General features: G+C 41.0%; 11 protein-coding genes and 5 tRNA genes. 3 read left to right on the forward strand and 13 right to left on the reverse strand.

Going from position 1 to position 14610, the window contains the following annotated elements; translation table 11 throughout:
* Positions 1-11 precede the first annotated feature (11 nt).
* The 11 genes from ppiD to PISS_RS10790 form a co-directional block, all read right to left on the reverse strand.
* Entirely contained in the window at positions 12-1913 is a 1902-nt protein-coding gene (gene ppiD, locus PISS_RS10740; RefSeq protein ID WP_028834040.1) for a peptidylprolyl isomerase, read from the reverse strand.
* Positions 1914-2087: 174 nt separating this feature from the next.
* Positions 2088-2444 (reverse strand): HU family DNA-binding protein, encoded by a 357-nt coding sequence (locus PISS_RS10745; RefSeq protein ID WP_255314649.1) that lies wholly within the window; start codon positions 2442-2444, stop codon positions 2088-2090.
* A 126-nt stretch (positions 2445-2570) separates the two neighbouring features.
* Complete coding sequence (gene lon / locus PISS_RS10750; RefSeq protein ID WP_013465448.1) at positions 2571-4931, reverse strand: endopeptidase La; 2361 nt, start codon at positions 4929-4931, stop codon at positions 2571-2573.
* 149 nt (positions 4932-5080) lie between these two features.
* Positions 5081-6364 carry an ATP-dependent protease ATP-binding subunit ClpX gene (gene clpX, locus PISS_RS10755; RefSeq protein ID WP_013465449.1) on the reverse strand — a complete coding sequence of 428 codons (1284 nt, stop codon included), beginning with the start codon at positions 6362-6364 and terminating at the stop codon, positions 5081-5083.
* A 131-nt stretch (positions 6365-6495) separates the two neighbouring features.
* The gene (gene clpP / locus PISS_RS10760) at positions 6496-7113 is read right to left on the reverse strand and encodes an ATP-dependent Clp endopeptidase proteolytic subunit ClpP (RefSeq protein ID WP_013465450.1); all 618 of its coding nucleotides are present in this window, start codon (positions 7111-7113) and stop codon (positions 6496-6498) included.
* 159 nt (positions 7114-7272) lie between these two features.
* Entirely contained in the window at positions 7273-8577 is a 1305-nt protein-coding gene (tig, locus tag PISS_RS10765; protein WP_058155052.1) for a trigger factor, read from the reverse strand.
* Positions 8578-8930: 353 nt separating this feature from the next.
* Positions 8931-9007: transfer RNA gene (locus PISS_RS10770), tRNA-Pro, on the reverse strand.
* Positions 9008-9061: 54 nt separating this feature from the next.
* A tRNA-Pro gene (locus PISS_RS10775) sits at positions 9062-9138 on the reverse strand.
* 17 nt (positions 9139-9155) lie between these two features.
* Positions 9156-9231: transfer RNA gene (locus PISS_RS10780), tRNA-His, on the reverse strand.
* Positions 9232-9255: 24 nt separating this feature from the next.
* Positions 9256-9332, reverse strand: a tRNA-Arg gene (locus PISS_RS10785).
* 55 nt (positions 9333-9387) lie between these two features.
* Positions 9388-9464 (reverse strand) — tRNA-Pro (locus PISS_RS10790).
* A 347-nt stretch (positions 9465-9811) separates the two neighbouring features.
* On the opposite strand from PISS_RS10790, the gene folD reads away from it, so the two are divergent.
* Positions 9812-10666, forward strand: a complete 855-nt coding sequence (gene folD / locus PISS_RS10800) for a bifunctional methylenetetrahydrofolate dehydrogenase/methenyltetrahydrofolate cyclohydrolase FolD (RefSeq protein ID WP_013465452.1) — start codon at positions 9812-9814, stop codon at positions 10664-10666.
* Positions 10667-10697: 31 nt separating this feature from the next.
* Here the strand turns inward: folD and PISS_RS10805 are convergent, their stop codons facing one another.
* Together PISS_RS10805 and cysS are read right to left on the reverse strand one after the other, a co-directional pair.
* Entirely contained in the window at positions 10698-11594 is an 897-nt protein-coding gene (locus PISS_RS10805) for a DMT family transporter (protein ID WP_033103999.1), read from the reverse strand.
* A 188-nt stretch (positions 11595-11782) separates the two neighbouring features.
* A complete protein-coding gene (gene cysS / locus PISS_RS10810) occupies positions 11783-13162 on the reverse strand; it encodes a cysteine--tRNA ligase (protein WP_058155054.1) in 1380 nt (459 codons plus the stop codon).
* Positions 13163-13306: 144 nt separating this feature from the next.
* Between cysS and PISS_RS10815 the strand changes: the two genes are divergently transcribed.
* Both PISS_RS10815 and PISS_RS10820 read left to right on the forward strand, forming a co-directional pair.
* Positions 13307-13798 carry a peptidylprolyl isomerase gene (locus PISS_RS10815; protein ID WP_013465455.1) on the forward strand — a complete coding sequence of 164 codons (492 nt, stop codon included), beginning with the start codon at positions 13307-13309 and terminating at the stop codon, positions 13796-13798.
* A gap of 67 nt (positions 13799-13865) precedes the next feature.
* Positions 13866-14600 (forward strand): UDP-2,3-diacylglucosamine diphosphatase, encoded by a 735-nt coding sequence (locus tag PISS_RS10820; RefSeq protein ID WP_024601791.1) that lies wholly within the window; start codon positions 13866-13868, stop codon positions 14598-14600.
* The last annotated feature ends 10 nt before the right edge of the window (positions 14601-14610 follow it).

Here is a 14610-nt window from a genome sequence, read left to right on the forward strand (position 1 = left end):
TTAGCTATTATTTATTCCGCAGGTTGCGCTGCTTTTGGTACATTAAGTTCCGCTTGTTGCTTAAGCGACTCAATGAATACCGTATAGTTTTTCTGTGCTTGGGCCATCGTGATATTTTGCTTCATTTGTGGCTCAATGCTGTCACTCACTGGTGCATCCGTGACTGAGTTAAGCGCAACAATAGCAGCATCACCATTGTTTAAGTTAACTACATCATAAACTGCGCCATCTCGTGGGTGCGCCATTTTAAATACTTGGGTAACAATAGCAGGCGAAACAGCAAAGCTTTCACGAGTAAGTTGCGACTCTTGACGAACGCTTAGTGACTGCTCAGCAGCAACATCGTTTAAGCTCTTACCGTCTTTGATTTGTGCAAATAAGGTACGTGCTTTTTCTTTAGCAAGATCCGACGCTTTTTCGTTTACTAAGCGTGTTTTAATTTGCTCGCTTACTTCGCTCAATGCTTTAGTTGCAGCCGGTTGATGCTCGTTAACACGAACCACAATCACGTGCTCATTACCTAGTTCGATTACTTCTGAGTTTACTTTATCTTCTAGTAATTCAACTGATGATAATGCGGTTATAACCGCAGGATTATTAAGCGGCTCAGGAAGCGCACTCAGTGCTAATAGCGGTGTAGATTGTACTTCAACACCCGCCACTTCAGCAGCATCGTCTAAGCGGTCAGAAATCTCAAATGCTAACGCACCCATTTCTGTTTGCTTCTCGTAAAACGCATCCACTTTTTCAGCTTGTTCAAGTTCAGCACGTAAATCGGCTTTCACGGCATCGTAAGGTTTAACTTGCTGCGATTGAATGTCTGTAAGTTTAATGATGTGATAACCAAATTCAGAGGCTACTACATCAGAGTAATCACCTTTGTTTTGCAGTGCAAAAGCAGCATCTTCAAATGCAGGCTCCATGACATCACGTTCAATCCACTCTAGGTCACCACCCATTTCGGCGCTAACAATATCATCTGACGACGATTCAGCTAATTGTGCAAAATCAGCACCCGCATTAAGCTGTGCTAATAAAGACTCAGCTTTCGCTTTTGCCGCATCGTCATCTTCACTGTTATCAATTAAGATATGTGATACACGACGTTTTTCAGGCTCAACATATTGCGCTTTACTCTGCTCATAATATGCTTTTACGTCGTCTTCACTTACCGATGCAACATCGATATCATCTGCATCTAACTCAATGTAATTAACTGAAATAAGCTCTGGCGATAAAAATTGCCCTGCATTTAATTCGTAATAATCAGCCACTTCTTGATCAGTAACGTCAACATCAGCCTGCATTGCTTGTTTATCAATGACTAAATAATCAATGCTGCGAGTTTGTTGTTGCAGTGCAATGGCTGATTTAAGCTCGTTTTGCAATGCAAAGTCAGTTCCTGCAACCGCTGACACTAACTGGCTACGTGTCATATCATCACGAAGGTACTCTCGAAATGAATCAGGTTGGAAGTTCATTTGACGAATCACTTGTAAGTAACGGTCGTTATTAAACTGATCGCCAATTTTAAAATAAGGAAGCTCTAAAATTGTTTGACGAATACTTTCATCACTCACACGCAGACCCAGCTCAGTCGCTAACTGGCTTTGTAATTCTTGTTGTACTAAACGGTCAATCACGCCTTGACGTATTTGAGCCATATAAGTTGGATCGGCTGCTATTTGGGTAAAATATTCACCAAATTGTTGTTCTAAGCGGCTACGTTCATTTTGAAACGCACGGCTAAATTCTGTTTGGCTAATTTTAATTCCATTTACTTCAGCAACGGGTTGTTCTGTGGTTTGACCTAAGTAACTACCGATCCCAGCTAAGGCAAAAGATAAAATCACCGCGCCTAAAATGACTTTGGCTACCGGCCCTTGCGAACCTTCTCTGATTTTCTCAAGCATTTGTTTATCTCTTTTCTGACCAAGGTCTTTTCTACCTTGTCATATGTAAAAAAAGCGTATCTTACCAGATACGCTTTTTCACTTGAAGTAACTGGCGGTGAAGTAACTTAATTCATCGATTAGAATAATTAAGCGTATTGTTCACTCGCCATAACTAATTTGTTTACACAGTGATTAGTTTACTGCGTCTTTAAGCGCTTTACCGGCTTTAAAAGCTGGGATGTTAGCAGCAGCAATTTGAATCGTTTCACCAGTTTGTGGGTTACGACCTGCACGAGCAGCACGCTCACGTACAGAGAAAGTACCAAAACCAACAAGTGCAACTGAGTCGCCATCTTTTAGCGCGCCAGATACAGATTCGATGAATGAATCTAGTGCACGACCTGCAGCCGCTTTAGAAATGTCAGCATCAGCTGCGATTTGATCGATTAATTGAGATTTATTCACAATATCATCCTCTTTCATTGTTGTTATCAAGAGCGATTGTTTTTTTAAACTAACATCACTGTTTTGAAATTTTTGAGCATTTATTTAAAGCTCATATGATTATATTTTTCTTAAGCCTAGGCCCTGCAAGGGCTAGGCTTGAAAACCAGTGCTTAACTTATCATACCGTTTAGATTTGAAAAGCCCCTAAAAGCACTTTTTTTGGCTTTTTTACTGCTTTTTCGGTGTTTCGACTGAAAAACTATCAACTGGATGCACTAAAGCAAGCTTTAATACCTCATCAATCCATGTAACTGGGTGAATATCAAGACCCGCCAATACATTGTCAGGTATCTCTTTTAAGTCACGTTCGTTAATTTTTGGAATGATGACCGTTTTAATCCCACCACGGTGAGCCGCTAATAATTTCTCTTTTAAACCACCAATAGGCAATACTTCACCACGTAAGGTAATTTCACCTGTCATGGCTACATCAGAGCGCACCGCATTACCGGTTAAGCTTGAAACCAAACACGTTACCATTGCAATACCGGCACTTGGGCCATCTTTAGGTGTTGCACCCTCAGGTACGTGTACGTGAATATCGCGCTTTTCATAAAAGTCGCTATTAATACGCAGCTCATCAGCACGATTACGCACAACGGTCATTGCCGCTTGAATCGACTCTTGCATTACATCGCCTAACGAGCCTGTATAGGTCAGCTTACCTTTACCTGGTACTGCAGCACATTCAATCGTGAGTAAGTCACCGCCTACTTCTGTCCATGCAAGGCCTGTAACTTGGCCAATACGGTCGCCATCTTCTGCTTTACCGTAATCAAAGCGCTGCACACCTAAGTATTCTTCAAGGTTATCTGCATCAATTGTCACTGTTTTAGTGTCTTTTTCGATTAAGATATTTTTAACCGCTTTACGACATAGCTTAGATACTTCACGCTCTAAATTACGCACGCCCGCTTCACGGGTGTAATAACGGATAATACCAATGATGGCACTGTCGGCAATTTCAACTTCTTTAGCTTTTAAACCATTACGCTTAATTTGCTTAGGAATTAAGTGCTCTTTAGCAATATTTAGCTTTTCGTCTTCGGTGTAACCCGATAATCGAATCACTTCCATGCGGTCTAATAAAGGACCTGGAATATTAAAGCTATTTGAGGTTGCAACAAACATCACATCAGATAAGTCGTAATCAACTTCTAAGTAATGGTCCGCAAAATGACTGTTTTGCTCAGGATCCAATACTTCTAACAATGCTGATGCAGGGTCACCGCGCATATCCGCTGACATTTTGTCAATTTCATCTAACAAGAATAATGGGTTTTTAACGCCTACTTTAGTCATGTTTTGAATTAACTTACCAGGCATAGAACCAATGTAAGTACGACGATGCCCACGAATCTCAGCCTCATCGCGTACGCCACCCAGTGCCATACGAACGTATTTACGACCCGTTGAACGCGCAATAGACTGTCCAAGTGATGTTTTACCTACACCTGGCGGTCCAACTAAACATAAGATTGGCCCTTTAAGTTTATTTGTGCGCTGTTGTACTGCGAGGTACTCAATAATGCGTTCTTTGACTTTATCAAGGCCGTGGTGATCGCTATCTAATATTTTTTGCGCGCCGGCTAAGTCTTTTTTCACCTTAGAGCGTTTTTTCCACGGTACGTTAATTAACGTATCTATGTATGAGCGAACAACACTGGCTTCTGCCGACATTGGCGACATCATCTTAAGCTTATTTAATTCAGCTGTGGCTTTTTCTTTCGCTTCTGATGGCATGCCAGACTCTTCAATGCGCTTTTTCAACGCTTCAAATTCATCCGGTACGTCATCAATTTCACCCAACTCTTTTTGAATCGCTTTCATTTGCTCATTGAGGTAATACTCACGCTGCGATTTTTCCATTTGCTTTTTAACGCGGGTGCGAATTTTCTTCTCAACTTGCAATAAGTCTATTTCACCTTCCATCAGCGCCATTAAGTACTCTAAACGTTCTGTAACGCTAGATATTTCAAGTACTTTTTGTTTTTCAGGCACTTTCAATGGCATATGTGCTGCCATAGTGTCAGCAAGACGCGCAGGCTCATCAATACCGGATACCGAGGTCATGACTTCAGGTGGAATTTTTTTATTTAATTTTACATAGCCTTCAAACTGGCTCAATGCACTACGAATAAAGATATCTTGTTCTTGTTCGTTCACTGAATCCGATTCAATAAACTGTGCATTGGCAACGAAGAAGTCTTCGTTATCAACAAACTCTTCGATATTCGCACGTTGTGTGCCTTCAACTAATACTTTTACTGTACCATCGGGTAGCTTTAATAATTGAAGTACAGTCGCAATTGTCCCAACACGATAAATATCGTCTTTCTCAGGCTCATCTACAGTTGCATCTTTTTGTGCAACTAAGAAAATTTGTTTGTCTTTATCCATTGCCGCTTCAAGGCATTTTATTGATTTTTCACGGCCTACAAAAAGCGGGATCACCATGTGTGGATACACCACCACATCGCGCAGTGCTAGCACAGGGATTTCGACTCGATCGTTTCTCTCAAGCGTCATTGTATTTTCTCTTTGCACTTCATTTATTTAAAGATTACTCAAGTATATGGGGATAACCTAATTAAAGTTCAACAATTTTTGTTAACTCGATTAAATTAATTATAAAAAAAGGAGCCATTGGCTCCCTTTTTTTATGATTCGCTCAGAATTTAATCTGCCGCAGCATGTTCTTGATTACTGCTGTCATAAATTAAGATAGGATCAGACTCGCCTTTAATAACGGTTTCATCAACAACCACTTTGCTAACGTTATCAATTGAAGGCAGCTCATACATAGTATCAAGCAATACACCTTCTACGATTGAACGTAAGCCACGCGCACCGGTTTTACGTTCCATTGCTTTATGAGCAATAGCACGCAGTGCATCATCACGAAACTCAAGCTCAACATCTTCCATACCAAACAATACTGAAAACTGTTTAGTAATGGCGTTTTTAGGCTCACTTAGAATTTGTACCAGCGCGGCTTCATCAAGTTCAGTCAATGTTGCAACCACAGGTAAACGACCAATAAACTCTGGAATTAAACCATATTTTACTAAATCTTCTGGCTCAACATCTTTAAATGTTTCACTCAGAGAACGGCTCGCCGCCGACTCTTTAACGTCAACACCAAAACCAATACCGGTGTTTTTATGGCTACGCTGCTCAATAACTTTATCAAGACCAGCAAATGCACCACCACAAATAAACAGTATTTTAGAGGTGTCTACTTGCAGGAACTCTTGCTGTGGATGTTTACGTCCACCTTGTGGAGGAACAGAAGCCACTGTACCTTCAATCAGTTTAAGTAAGGCTTGTTGTACACCTTCACCTGATACATCACGTGTGATTGATGGGTTATCTGATTTACGAGAAATTTTGTCAATTTCATCAATGTAAACAATACCACGTTGTGCTTTTTCTACGTCGTAGTCACATTTTTGTAAAAGCTTTTGAATAATGTTTTCAACATCTTCACCTACATAACCGGCTTCGGTTAGTGTGGTGGCATCGGCCATAGTAAACGGCACATCAAGTAAACGAGCTAACGTTTCAGCCAATAATGTTTTACCACTCCCGGTTGGGCCAATTAATAAAATATTACTTTTACCTAGTTCAACGTCTTGTTTAGTTGATTGATTGCGTAAACGCTTGTAGTGATTGTAAACCGCTACAGACAATACTTTCTTCGCATGGTCTTGACCAATAACGTAGTCGTCTAAGTGGTTACGAATTTCTTTTGGCACAGGTAATTTGTCAGCGGCATCATGCTTAGGCGCGATGTCTTTAATTTCTTCCCTGATAATATCATTACACAGCTCTACACATTCATCACAAACGTATACTGAAGGTCCTGCAATTAACTTTCGAACTTCATGCTGGCTTTTGCCACAAAAAGAGCAGTATAACAATTTATTACTTTTGTCGCCGTCTGTAGGAGTGTCAGACATTCAGCTACCTCATTTTATTACGTTGGCCACCAAAGTCTTGGTGGCTATTTTAATACGCTTTAACTATACCAAAATTTAGTGTTTTTCGCATAGTAACTCTCATTAGCAAGCATCACTGCTTGCAGGCATACTTACTTGCTACCGCGATTAGTAAATACTGAGTCAACAATACCGTAATCTACAGCTTGGCTTGCACTCATAAAATTGTCACGGTCTGTATCGCGTGAAACAACGTCAAGCGGTTGGCCAGTATGCTCAGCCATTAAGCGATTTAACTTGTCTTTAATAGACAGGATTTCTTTTGCGTGTATTTCAAAGTCAGACGCTTGACCTTGGAATCCACCTAACGGTTGGTGAATCATCACGCGTGAATTTGGTAAACAAAAACGTTTACCCTTCGCGCCACCAGACAGTAAAAATGCGCCCATGCTAGCCGCTTGGCCTACACAGATTGTGCTTACGTCTGGTTTAATGAAGTTCATTGTATCGTAAATAGCCATTCCCGCAGTGACAGAGCCACCCGGTGAATTGATATATAAGAAAATATCTTTTTCTGGGTTCTCTGATTCTAAAAATAGCATTTGCGCTAAGATCAGGTTTGCCATGTTGTCTTCAACTTGGCCCGTTAAAAAGATAATACGCTCTTTTAATAGTCTCGAATAAATATCAAACGAGCGCTCGCCTTTAGCTGTTTGCTCAACAACCATAGGGACTAATGCGTTTAGGGGATCTGTCATACCAGTGTTCATACTTATTTAATTCCTTATGCGCTTATACTTATTCTAAGAAAAGCATAATGATCATTTTTAGCTAATTAAGAACCACAAACTAAAATGGCCCGGGCACACTGCATAAACAGAGTAACACGAGCCATTTAATCGTTAGCGAGCGCTTAAGTCAATGACTTATTATGCACCTTGCTGTGGATTCATGATGTCATCAAATGCTTTTTCAACATCAGTCACAGTTGCTTTAGCTAAAATAGCTTCAACAGCTTGCTCTTCCATTGCTACATTACGCATTTGCTGCATTAGTTGATCATTTGCTTTGTAGTATTCTACTACTTCAGTTGGATCTTCGTATGCAGAAGCTACAGTAGCAATCAATGCTTCAACTTTAGCGTCATCAACTTTGATGTCATTCGCTTTAATCACTTCACCTAATAATAGGCCAGTTTTAACACGTGTTACAGCTTGTTCGTGGAACAATTCAGCTGGAAGCTCTGGCATGTTTTGACCATTGCCACCAAAACGTTGAGCAGCTTGCTGACGTAATGCGTCAACTTCTTGGTCGATTAATGCTTTAGGCACTTCAACTTCGTTTTGCTCTAAAAGACCTTTGATTGCTTGGTCTTTAACGTTAGCTTTAACCGCTTGGTCTAGCTCACGCGTCATGTTCTTTTTAACTTCTTCTTTAAGCGCGTCTACGCCGCCTTCGGTAACACCGAATTTAGTTGCAAACTCATCGCTTAATTCAGGTAATTCTTGCGCTTCCACTTTTTTCACTGTGATAGTGAATTGAGCCGCCTTACCTTTTAAGTTTTCAGCATGGTAATCTTCAGGGAAAGTTACATCAGCAACCACTTCTTCGCCTGCTTTTTTACCAACGATGTTATCTTCAAAACCTGGGATCATACGACCTTGGCCAAGTTCTAATGGGAAGTCTTCGGCTTTGCCGCCTTCAAATTCTTCGCCGTCGATAGTACCAACGAAATCAACCGTTACACGGTCGTTTGCGCCAGCCGCTGCATCAACATCAGCCCAAGAAGCGTGTTGCTTACGAAGTGTTTCTAGCATGTTAGCTAAATCTTCGTCAGTAACTTCTACCGCAGGTTTTTCAACAGCAATTTTCTCTAAACCTTGAACTTCAACTTCAGGGTAAACTTCAAATGTTGCTGAGAATTCTAAATCTTTACCTGCTTCAAGTGCTTTAGGAGCAAATGTAGGTGCGCCTGCAGGGTTAATTTTTTCAGCAACAATTGCTTCAATGTAATTACGTTGCATTACTTCGCCAGCAACTTCTTGACGAACAGCTGGTCCGAAACGCTTGTTGATTACTGATACTGGAACTTTACCAGCACGGAAACCGTCGATACGCTGCGTTTTTGACAGTTGTTGTAAGCGTTTTTTTACTTCGGTCTCAACGTTCTCTGCAGGAACGGTGATGGTCAGACGGCGCTCAAGGCCTTGAGTCGTCTCAACAGAAACTTGCATGATTTACCTCAATATTCAATTTTGGCGACTGTTCGCCTTCCTTACAAACAAAGTAATCTATAGGCGTCTTGATAAAATTCAAGCTTTGGGGCTTAAAAAAATCCGTCGCTACCAGGAGATACCATTGCTGCTCTGCCCTTAGGGCACTATATTATTAAACAAATAGACGCGGCATTATAACCTAATATTTATGATAGTCGAGTGTAGGGGGCAATTATTTGGGGTAGATCAGGGTAGATAACGACTAAGCGAATAAAAAACAGGCTAATTAAGTGAAAATACGATAATAAAGAAAAAATTAAGGGTGTTGTGTAATAAAAGTAGAATTTAGATGTGTTTTACTTAGGGGAAAATGGTCGGCGATGCAGGATTTGAACCTGCGACCCCTTGGACCCAAACCAAGTGCGCTACCAAACTGCGCTAATCGCCGATATAACTTTTCTTGAATACTTAAATATTGGATTTAAGACCACTTATAAGAAAGTGGTCGGCGATGCAGGATTTGAACCTGCGACCCCTTGGACCCAAACCAAGTGCGCTACCAAACTGCGCTAATCGCCGATATTCTTTTTGTAAATTGGGGTGACTGATGGGGCTCGAACCCACGACAACCGGAATCACAATCCGGGGCTCTACCAACTGAGCTACAATCACCACGGCATTACAGTGTTTTCAAAATGGCGCACCCAGAAGGATTCGAACCTTCGACCGACGCCTTAGAAGGGCGTTGCTCTATCCAGCTGAGCTATGGGCGCATCGAAAACTTCATAGTTCACTAGTAAGTTAAATTGTTATGAATAAACATAAAAATGGTCGGCGATGCAGGATTTGAACCTGCGACCCCTTGGACCCAAACCAAGTGCGCTACCAAACTGCGCTAATCGCCGATACTTACTATTGTCTGCGAGTGACCTCGTTGACAACGGGGTGCATAATAGTGATTTGACTGGGTTAGGTCAAACGTTTTTTTAAGAAAACAAATCAATTGCTCATTTTTAGTTCATAATGGTCAAATATTACGATACAGGGATAAAATTTAAACTCTTTTTTATAATTCGAGCGCTTATACTTTAAAAGCAACTTGGCGCTTAACCGCTTTTCTGCGAAAATAGCTGCCATATTAAAAAATGAGTAAGATAAAGGTGTTTTCTTTATCGGCATTTTAACCCCTATATATGCATTCGTTTTTTAAATGTATCGGTATCAAGTTAATTAACCTAATTAAAGGTCACCCATGACGGCAAACATCATTGATGGTAAAGCAGTAGCAAAACAAGTACGTAGCGCAGTGGCTGAACGAGTTTCAGAACGTGTTGCACAAAACCTTAGAGCCCCAGGATTAGCTGTAGTACTTGTTGGACAAGATCCAGCAAGCCAAGTTTACGTTGGTTCAAAACGTAAAGCCTGTGAAGAGGTTGGTTTTATTTCTAAGTCATTCGACTTACCAGCAGACACCACAGAGCAAGCGCTATTAGCATTAATTGATGAGTTGAATGTTGATGGTGAAATTGATGGTATTTTAGTGCAGCTCCCTTTACCAGAAGGCTTAGATGCAGAAAAAATTCTTGAGCGTATTACTCCACACAAAGACGTTGATGGTTTTCATCCTTATAATATTGGCCGATTAGCACAGCGTATGCCCGCTCTTCGTCCATGTACACCTAAGGGTATTATTACTTTACTAGATTCAACCGGCGTACGTTACAAAGGCATGCATGCTGTGGTTGTTGGTGCCTCTAATATTGTGGGTCGACCTATGTCACTTGAGCTGTTACTCGCCGGATGTACCACCACTGTTTGTCATAAGTTTACCCAAGATTTAGAAACGCATGTACGCCGTGCAGATTTACTGGTTGTAGCAGTGGGTAAACCTGAATTTATTCCGGGTGATTGGATAAAAGACGGCGCCATTGTTATTGATGTAGGTATTAACCGTTTAGACAACGGTAAATTAGTGGGTGATGTAGAGTACGCCGTTGCAGAACAAAAAGCGGACTTTATTACCCCTGTACCAGGCGGTGTGGGTCCGATGACGGTTGCTAGCTTAATTGAAAATACGCTAGAAGCGTGTGAAAAGTATCACAGCTAATAAACAAAAAATAAAGTAATGAAGAGCCCGCTTAATTGCGGGCTTTTTGTATCATCATTCTTCGTTTTATTAATGCCAAGCCTTGTGGCAATACCGAAAACACGATCATTAATAACATAATCGCGTACTGCCAACTTTCATATTGTTCGTTAATCAATAACCCTGCACATAAAATGCCGGCAATTGGGTTAGCTATAGTGCCAAAAGTAAATTCAACCACTGTCATTCGCCCTAATAACCAAACATACAAAATATAGGCTAAAGCAGTGTTAGGCACCACCAGCCAAAATAGCGCCAGCCATTGGGTTGTATTTATTGATGCAGTTAAAAATTGATACTGCTGGGGAGCAAAATAAAAAGCCTGTATTGCAGCAGCAATCGCTAGCAAACTGCCACCAATGATTAATTGCCACGTTAATACTGTCCACCAGTGTACTTTAGCGGTCACTTTTTTTACCAGCGTACTGCCTATAACAATAGTCAATAGCGCCCCTATCAGTGCCACTACTCCCAATAAATTAAGTGCAATATGTTGTGGGTCAAATAAGCGCCATGCTAAAACCACTAAAGCAAGGGCACAAAATCCTTGCACTAGCGCTGGCTGTTGTCGTTTAACAAGCCAGGCATACAATAATGCCACTACCGGTACAGACACCATACCGACACCTGCAATCGCAGCAGGTAAATTAATCGCCATTACAAAAATAAAACTAAAAAACAACGCAATATTGATTGCGCCTATTAGAAAAATGCCTGGCCACTGTTTAGCCGTTGGCCAAGAAGGTTTAAATAACAACAATAATAAACCAGCAGGGAGTGCACGTATGGCTCCTAGCAAAATTGGCGGCCACTCTGGGGTTGCGTATTTAGTTACCGCATAAGTCGTTCCCCATAAAAAAGCTGGGATCATGGCAAGTAAAATATTCATTAATTTTCCATTTTTAAATTGATGAATGCGAGTTTAAAACCTCAACTATAATTGAGGTCAACAATATCAATTTTATTAAAAGCATAATCAATCTAATGCAATTGATATAACCAAAAAAGGGTTACCCTATGGCAACCCTTTTTTTGTGTTCAGCGCGTTATGGCTAAATCCGCAAAGCTCAACAAACCCTAAGCTTTACGCCACGTTGTTTTTCCCGCTGAATCTTCAAGTACTACACCTAACGCATTTAGAGCATCGCGAGCTTCATCTGCTGCAGCCCAATTTTTACTGGCACGTGCGTCATTACGTTTTACAATCAGTGCCTCAATTTCAGCCACTTCATCGTCGTTTTGACCGCCTTGTAAAAATGCCTCTGGTGCTTGTTGAGCAATACCAAGTATTTCACCTAAGCTACGTAGAATAAAGGCTAAATGTCCTGCTTTTTCGCTATCACTGTCTTTTACACGATTTAGCTCTTTAGCAACTTCAAACACAACCGGTAATGCTTCTGGCGAATTAAAGTCATCATTCATGGCTTTTCTAAACTTAGCCACATACTCATTACCCTCAAGCTCACATTCAACTGGCTCAACGCCACGTAATGCGGTGTAAATACGCTCAAGAGACGAACGTGCTTGGTCTAAGTTTTCTTGAGAGTAATTGAGCTGACTGCGGTAATGACCTGATATTAAAAAGTAACGAACCGACTCTGCGTCATATTGTTTTAATACCTCACGAACGGTAAAAAAGTTATCTAACGATTTAGACATCTTCTCTTTGTTCACTTGTACCATACCGGTGTGGATCCAAGTATTTACATACTGGCCATTATTTGCACAACATGATTGCGCGATTTCGTTTTCGTGGTGCGGGAACTGTAGGTCTGAACCACCACCATGAATATCAAAATGCTCACCTAAATGCTTAGAGCTCATTGCTGAACATTCTATGTGCCAACCAGGGCGACCCTCACCCCAAGGTGATGACCACGACGGCTCCCCTGCTTTGGCTTTTTTCCATAAAACAAAATCAAGAGGATCGTCTTTATCTTGAGCTACTTCAACACGCGAACCTGATTGCAACATGGTTAAATCTTGTTGCGAAAGAGCTCCGTATTGCTCAAAGGTAGAAACATCAAATAAAACGTCGCCATCGGCTGCAACATAAGCGTGGCCTTTGGCAATCAAACGCTCAACCATAGCAATAATTTCATCCATGTGGCCGGTTACGGTTGGCTCTAGATCAGGACGTAGCATATTTAAACTGTCAAAGTCTTCATGCATGGCTTTAGTCATACGCACGGTTAAGTCATTAATCGCCTCACCGTTTTCATTTGCGCGCTTGATAATTTTATCATCAACATCGGTAATATTACGTACATACTTTAAATCGTAACCTAAGTGGCGAAGGTAGCGAACAATTACATCAAAACCCACAAATGTGCGTGCATGGCCAATGTGACAGTAATCATAAATGGTGATACCACACACATACATGTCGATTTTTCCATCGACCATAGGTTTAAACTCTTCTTTTTGGCGTGTCAGTGTGTTGTATATTTGTACCATTTAGTTGCTTTCCTTCACGATTAACAGAAAAGCTATGTTACCACTTGCTAAGCATGGGCTCTAGCGGTTTATCAAAGCTCTTTGTTAATCTGGGTCAACTACGATAAAATAGCGTCAATATTCAAACCAGCTATAGGAAATCTCATGGTTGTTCTACACACAAATTTTGGTGATATCACCATTAAAATGCACGAAAGCGAAGCTCCAAATACAGTAAAAAACTTTTTAGAGTATGCAAACTCAGGTTTTTATAACGGCACTATTTTTCATCGTGTAATTGATGGTTTTATGGTTCAAGGCGGTGGTTTTGCACCGGGTATGGAACAAAAAGAAGTAAACGACCCAATTGAAAATGAAGCGAACAACGGCCTATCTAACAAAGTAGGTACATTAGCAATGGCACGCACGCCTGATCCACACTCAGCTACAGCGCAATTTTTCATTAACGTAAATAACAACGACTTTTTAAACCACAGCAGTGAAACATCACAGGGCTGGGGTTACTGTGTGTTTGCTGAAGTAGTAGAAGGCATGGACGTAGTAAATAAAATCAAAGGTGTTGCTACAGGTAGCAATGGCTTCCACCAAGATGTACCACTTGAAGATGTGGTAATTGAAAGTGTAACTGTCAGCTAAGACCGCATTATTCTTCAAAGAATACATAAAGCGGGTATTCACCCGCTTTTATCTAAATGGAATCACCATGACTCGCCAAACCTACTTTATCGCCGATTTACATTTGAGTGAAAATCGCCCTGATATTACAGCGGCATTTTTTAAATTTTTACACGCCCATATTACTCCTCAAAAAGTAGACGCCCTATATATTTTAGGTGATTTTTTTGAAGTGTGGGTTGGTGACGATTATGTTAGCGAACTCTCAGCGGCAGTGGCAGAACAGCTAAAAGCGGTTAATAATTTAGGTATTCCTATTTATTTTGTACACGGTAATCGCGACTTTATCATGCGAGAACAGTACGCCGATATGGCAGGAATGACCTTACTGAATGAGCAAACAGTGATCGACCTCTACGGCACTCCTACTGTCATTTTGCACGGTGATGAAATGTGTACCCAGGATGTTGAGTACCAAAAGTTTCGTCGAAAGAGCCGTGGTTGGTGGTGGCCTAAACTTATGCTTGCTATGCCATTGTGGTATCGTAAAAAAATAGCGCGTGATGCACGTGAAAAAAGTAAACTTAGCCAAGCAGACAAACCTATAGAAATACTGGATGTGGTGCAAAGCGCAGTACTCGAAACCTTCGCCAAACATAACGTGGCTAATATGATCCACGGCCATACTCACCGCCCTGATGTACATACCTATGAAGTTAATAACCAAACGCTTACTCGCACAGTATTGGGCGATTGGTATACTCAAGGTTCGTATTTAGTGATTACCCCTGATTCTCAAGAGTTAGTTTCGACCCCCTTGTAGGGTTTTTAGC

This window comes from Pseudoalteromonas issachenkonii, assembly GCF_002310795.1.
Taxonomy (GTDB): Bacteria; Pseudomonadota; Gammaproteobacteria; order Enterobacterales; family Alteromonadaceae; genus Pseudoalteromonas; species Pseudoalteromonas tetraodonis.

Coding starts and splice junctions, on each gene's coding strand:
- ppiD (WP_028834040.1), bottom strand. CDS start 1,913: ATGCTTGAGAAAATCAGAGAAGGTTCGCAAGGGCCGGTAGCCAAAGTC.
- lon (WP_013465448.1), bottom strand. CDS start 4,931: ATGACGCTTGAGAGAAACGATCGAGTCGAAATCCCTGTGCTAGCACTG.
- clpX (WP_013465449.1), bottom strand. CDS start 6,364: ATGTCTGACACTCCTACAGACGGCGACAAAAGTAATAAATTGTTATAC.
- clpP (WP_013465450.1), bottom strand. CDS start 7,113: ATGAACACTGGTATGACAGATCCCCTAAACGCATTAGTCCCTATGGTT.
- tig (WP_058155052.1), bottom strand. CDS start 8,577: ATGCAAGTTTCTGTTGAGACGACTCAAGGCCTTGAGCGCCGTCTGACC.
- folD (WP_013465452.1), top strand. CDS start 9,812: ATGACGGCAAACATCATTGATGGTAAAGCAGTAGCAAAACAAGTACGT.
- PISS_RS10805 (WP_033103999.1), bottom strand. CDS start 11,594: ATGAATATTTTACTTGCCATGATCCCAGCTTTTTTATGGGGAACGACT.
- cysS (WP_058155054.1), bottom strand. CDS start 13,162: ATGGTACAAATATACAACACACTGACACGCCAAAAAGAAGAGTTTAAA.
- PISS_RS10815 (WP_013465455.1), top strand. CDS start 13,307: ATGGTTGTTCTACACACAAATTTTGGTGATATCACCATTAAAATGCAC.
- PISS_RS10820 (WP_024601791.1), top strand. CDS start 13,866: ATGACTCGCCAAACCTACTTTATCGCCGATTTACATTTGAGTGAAAAT.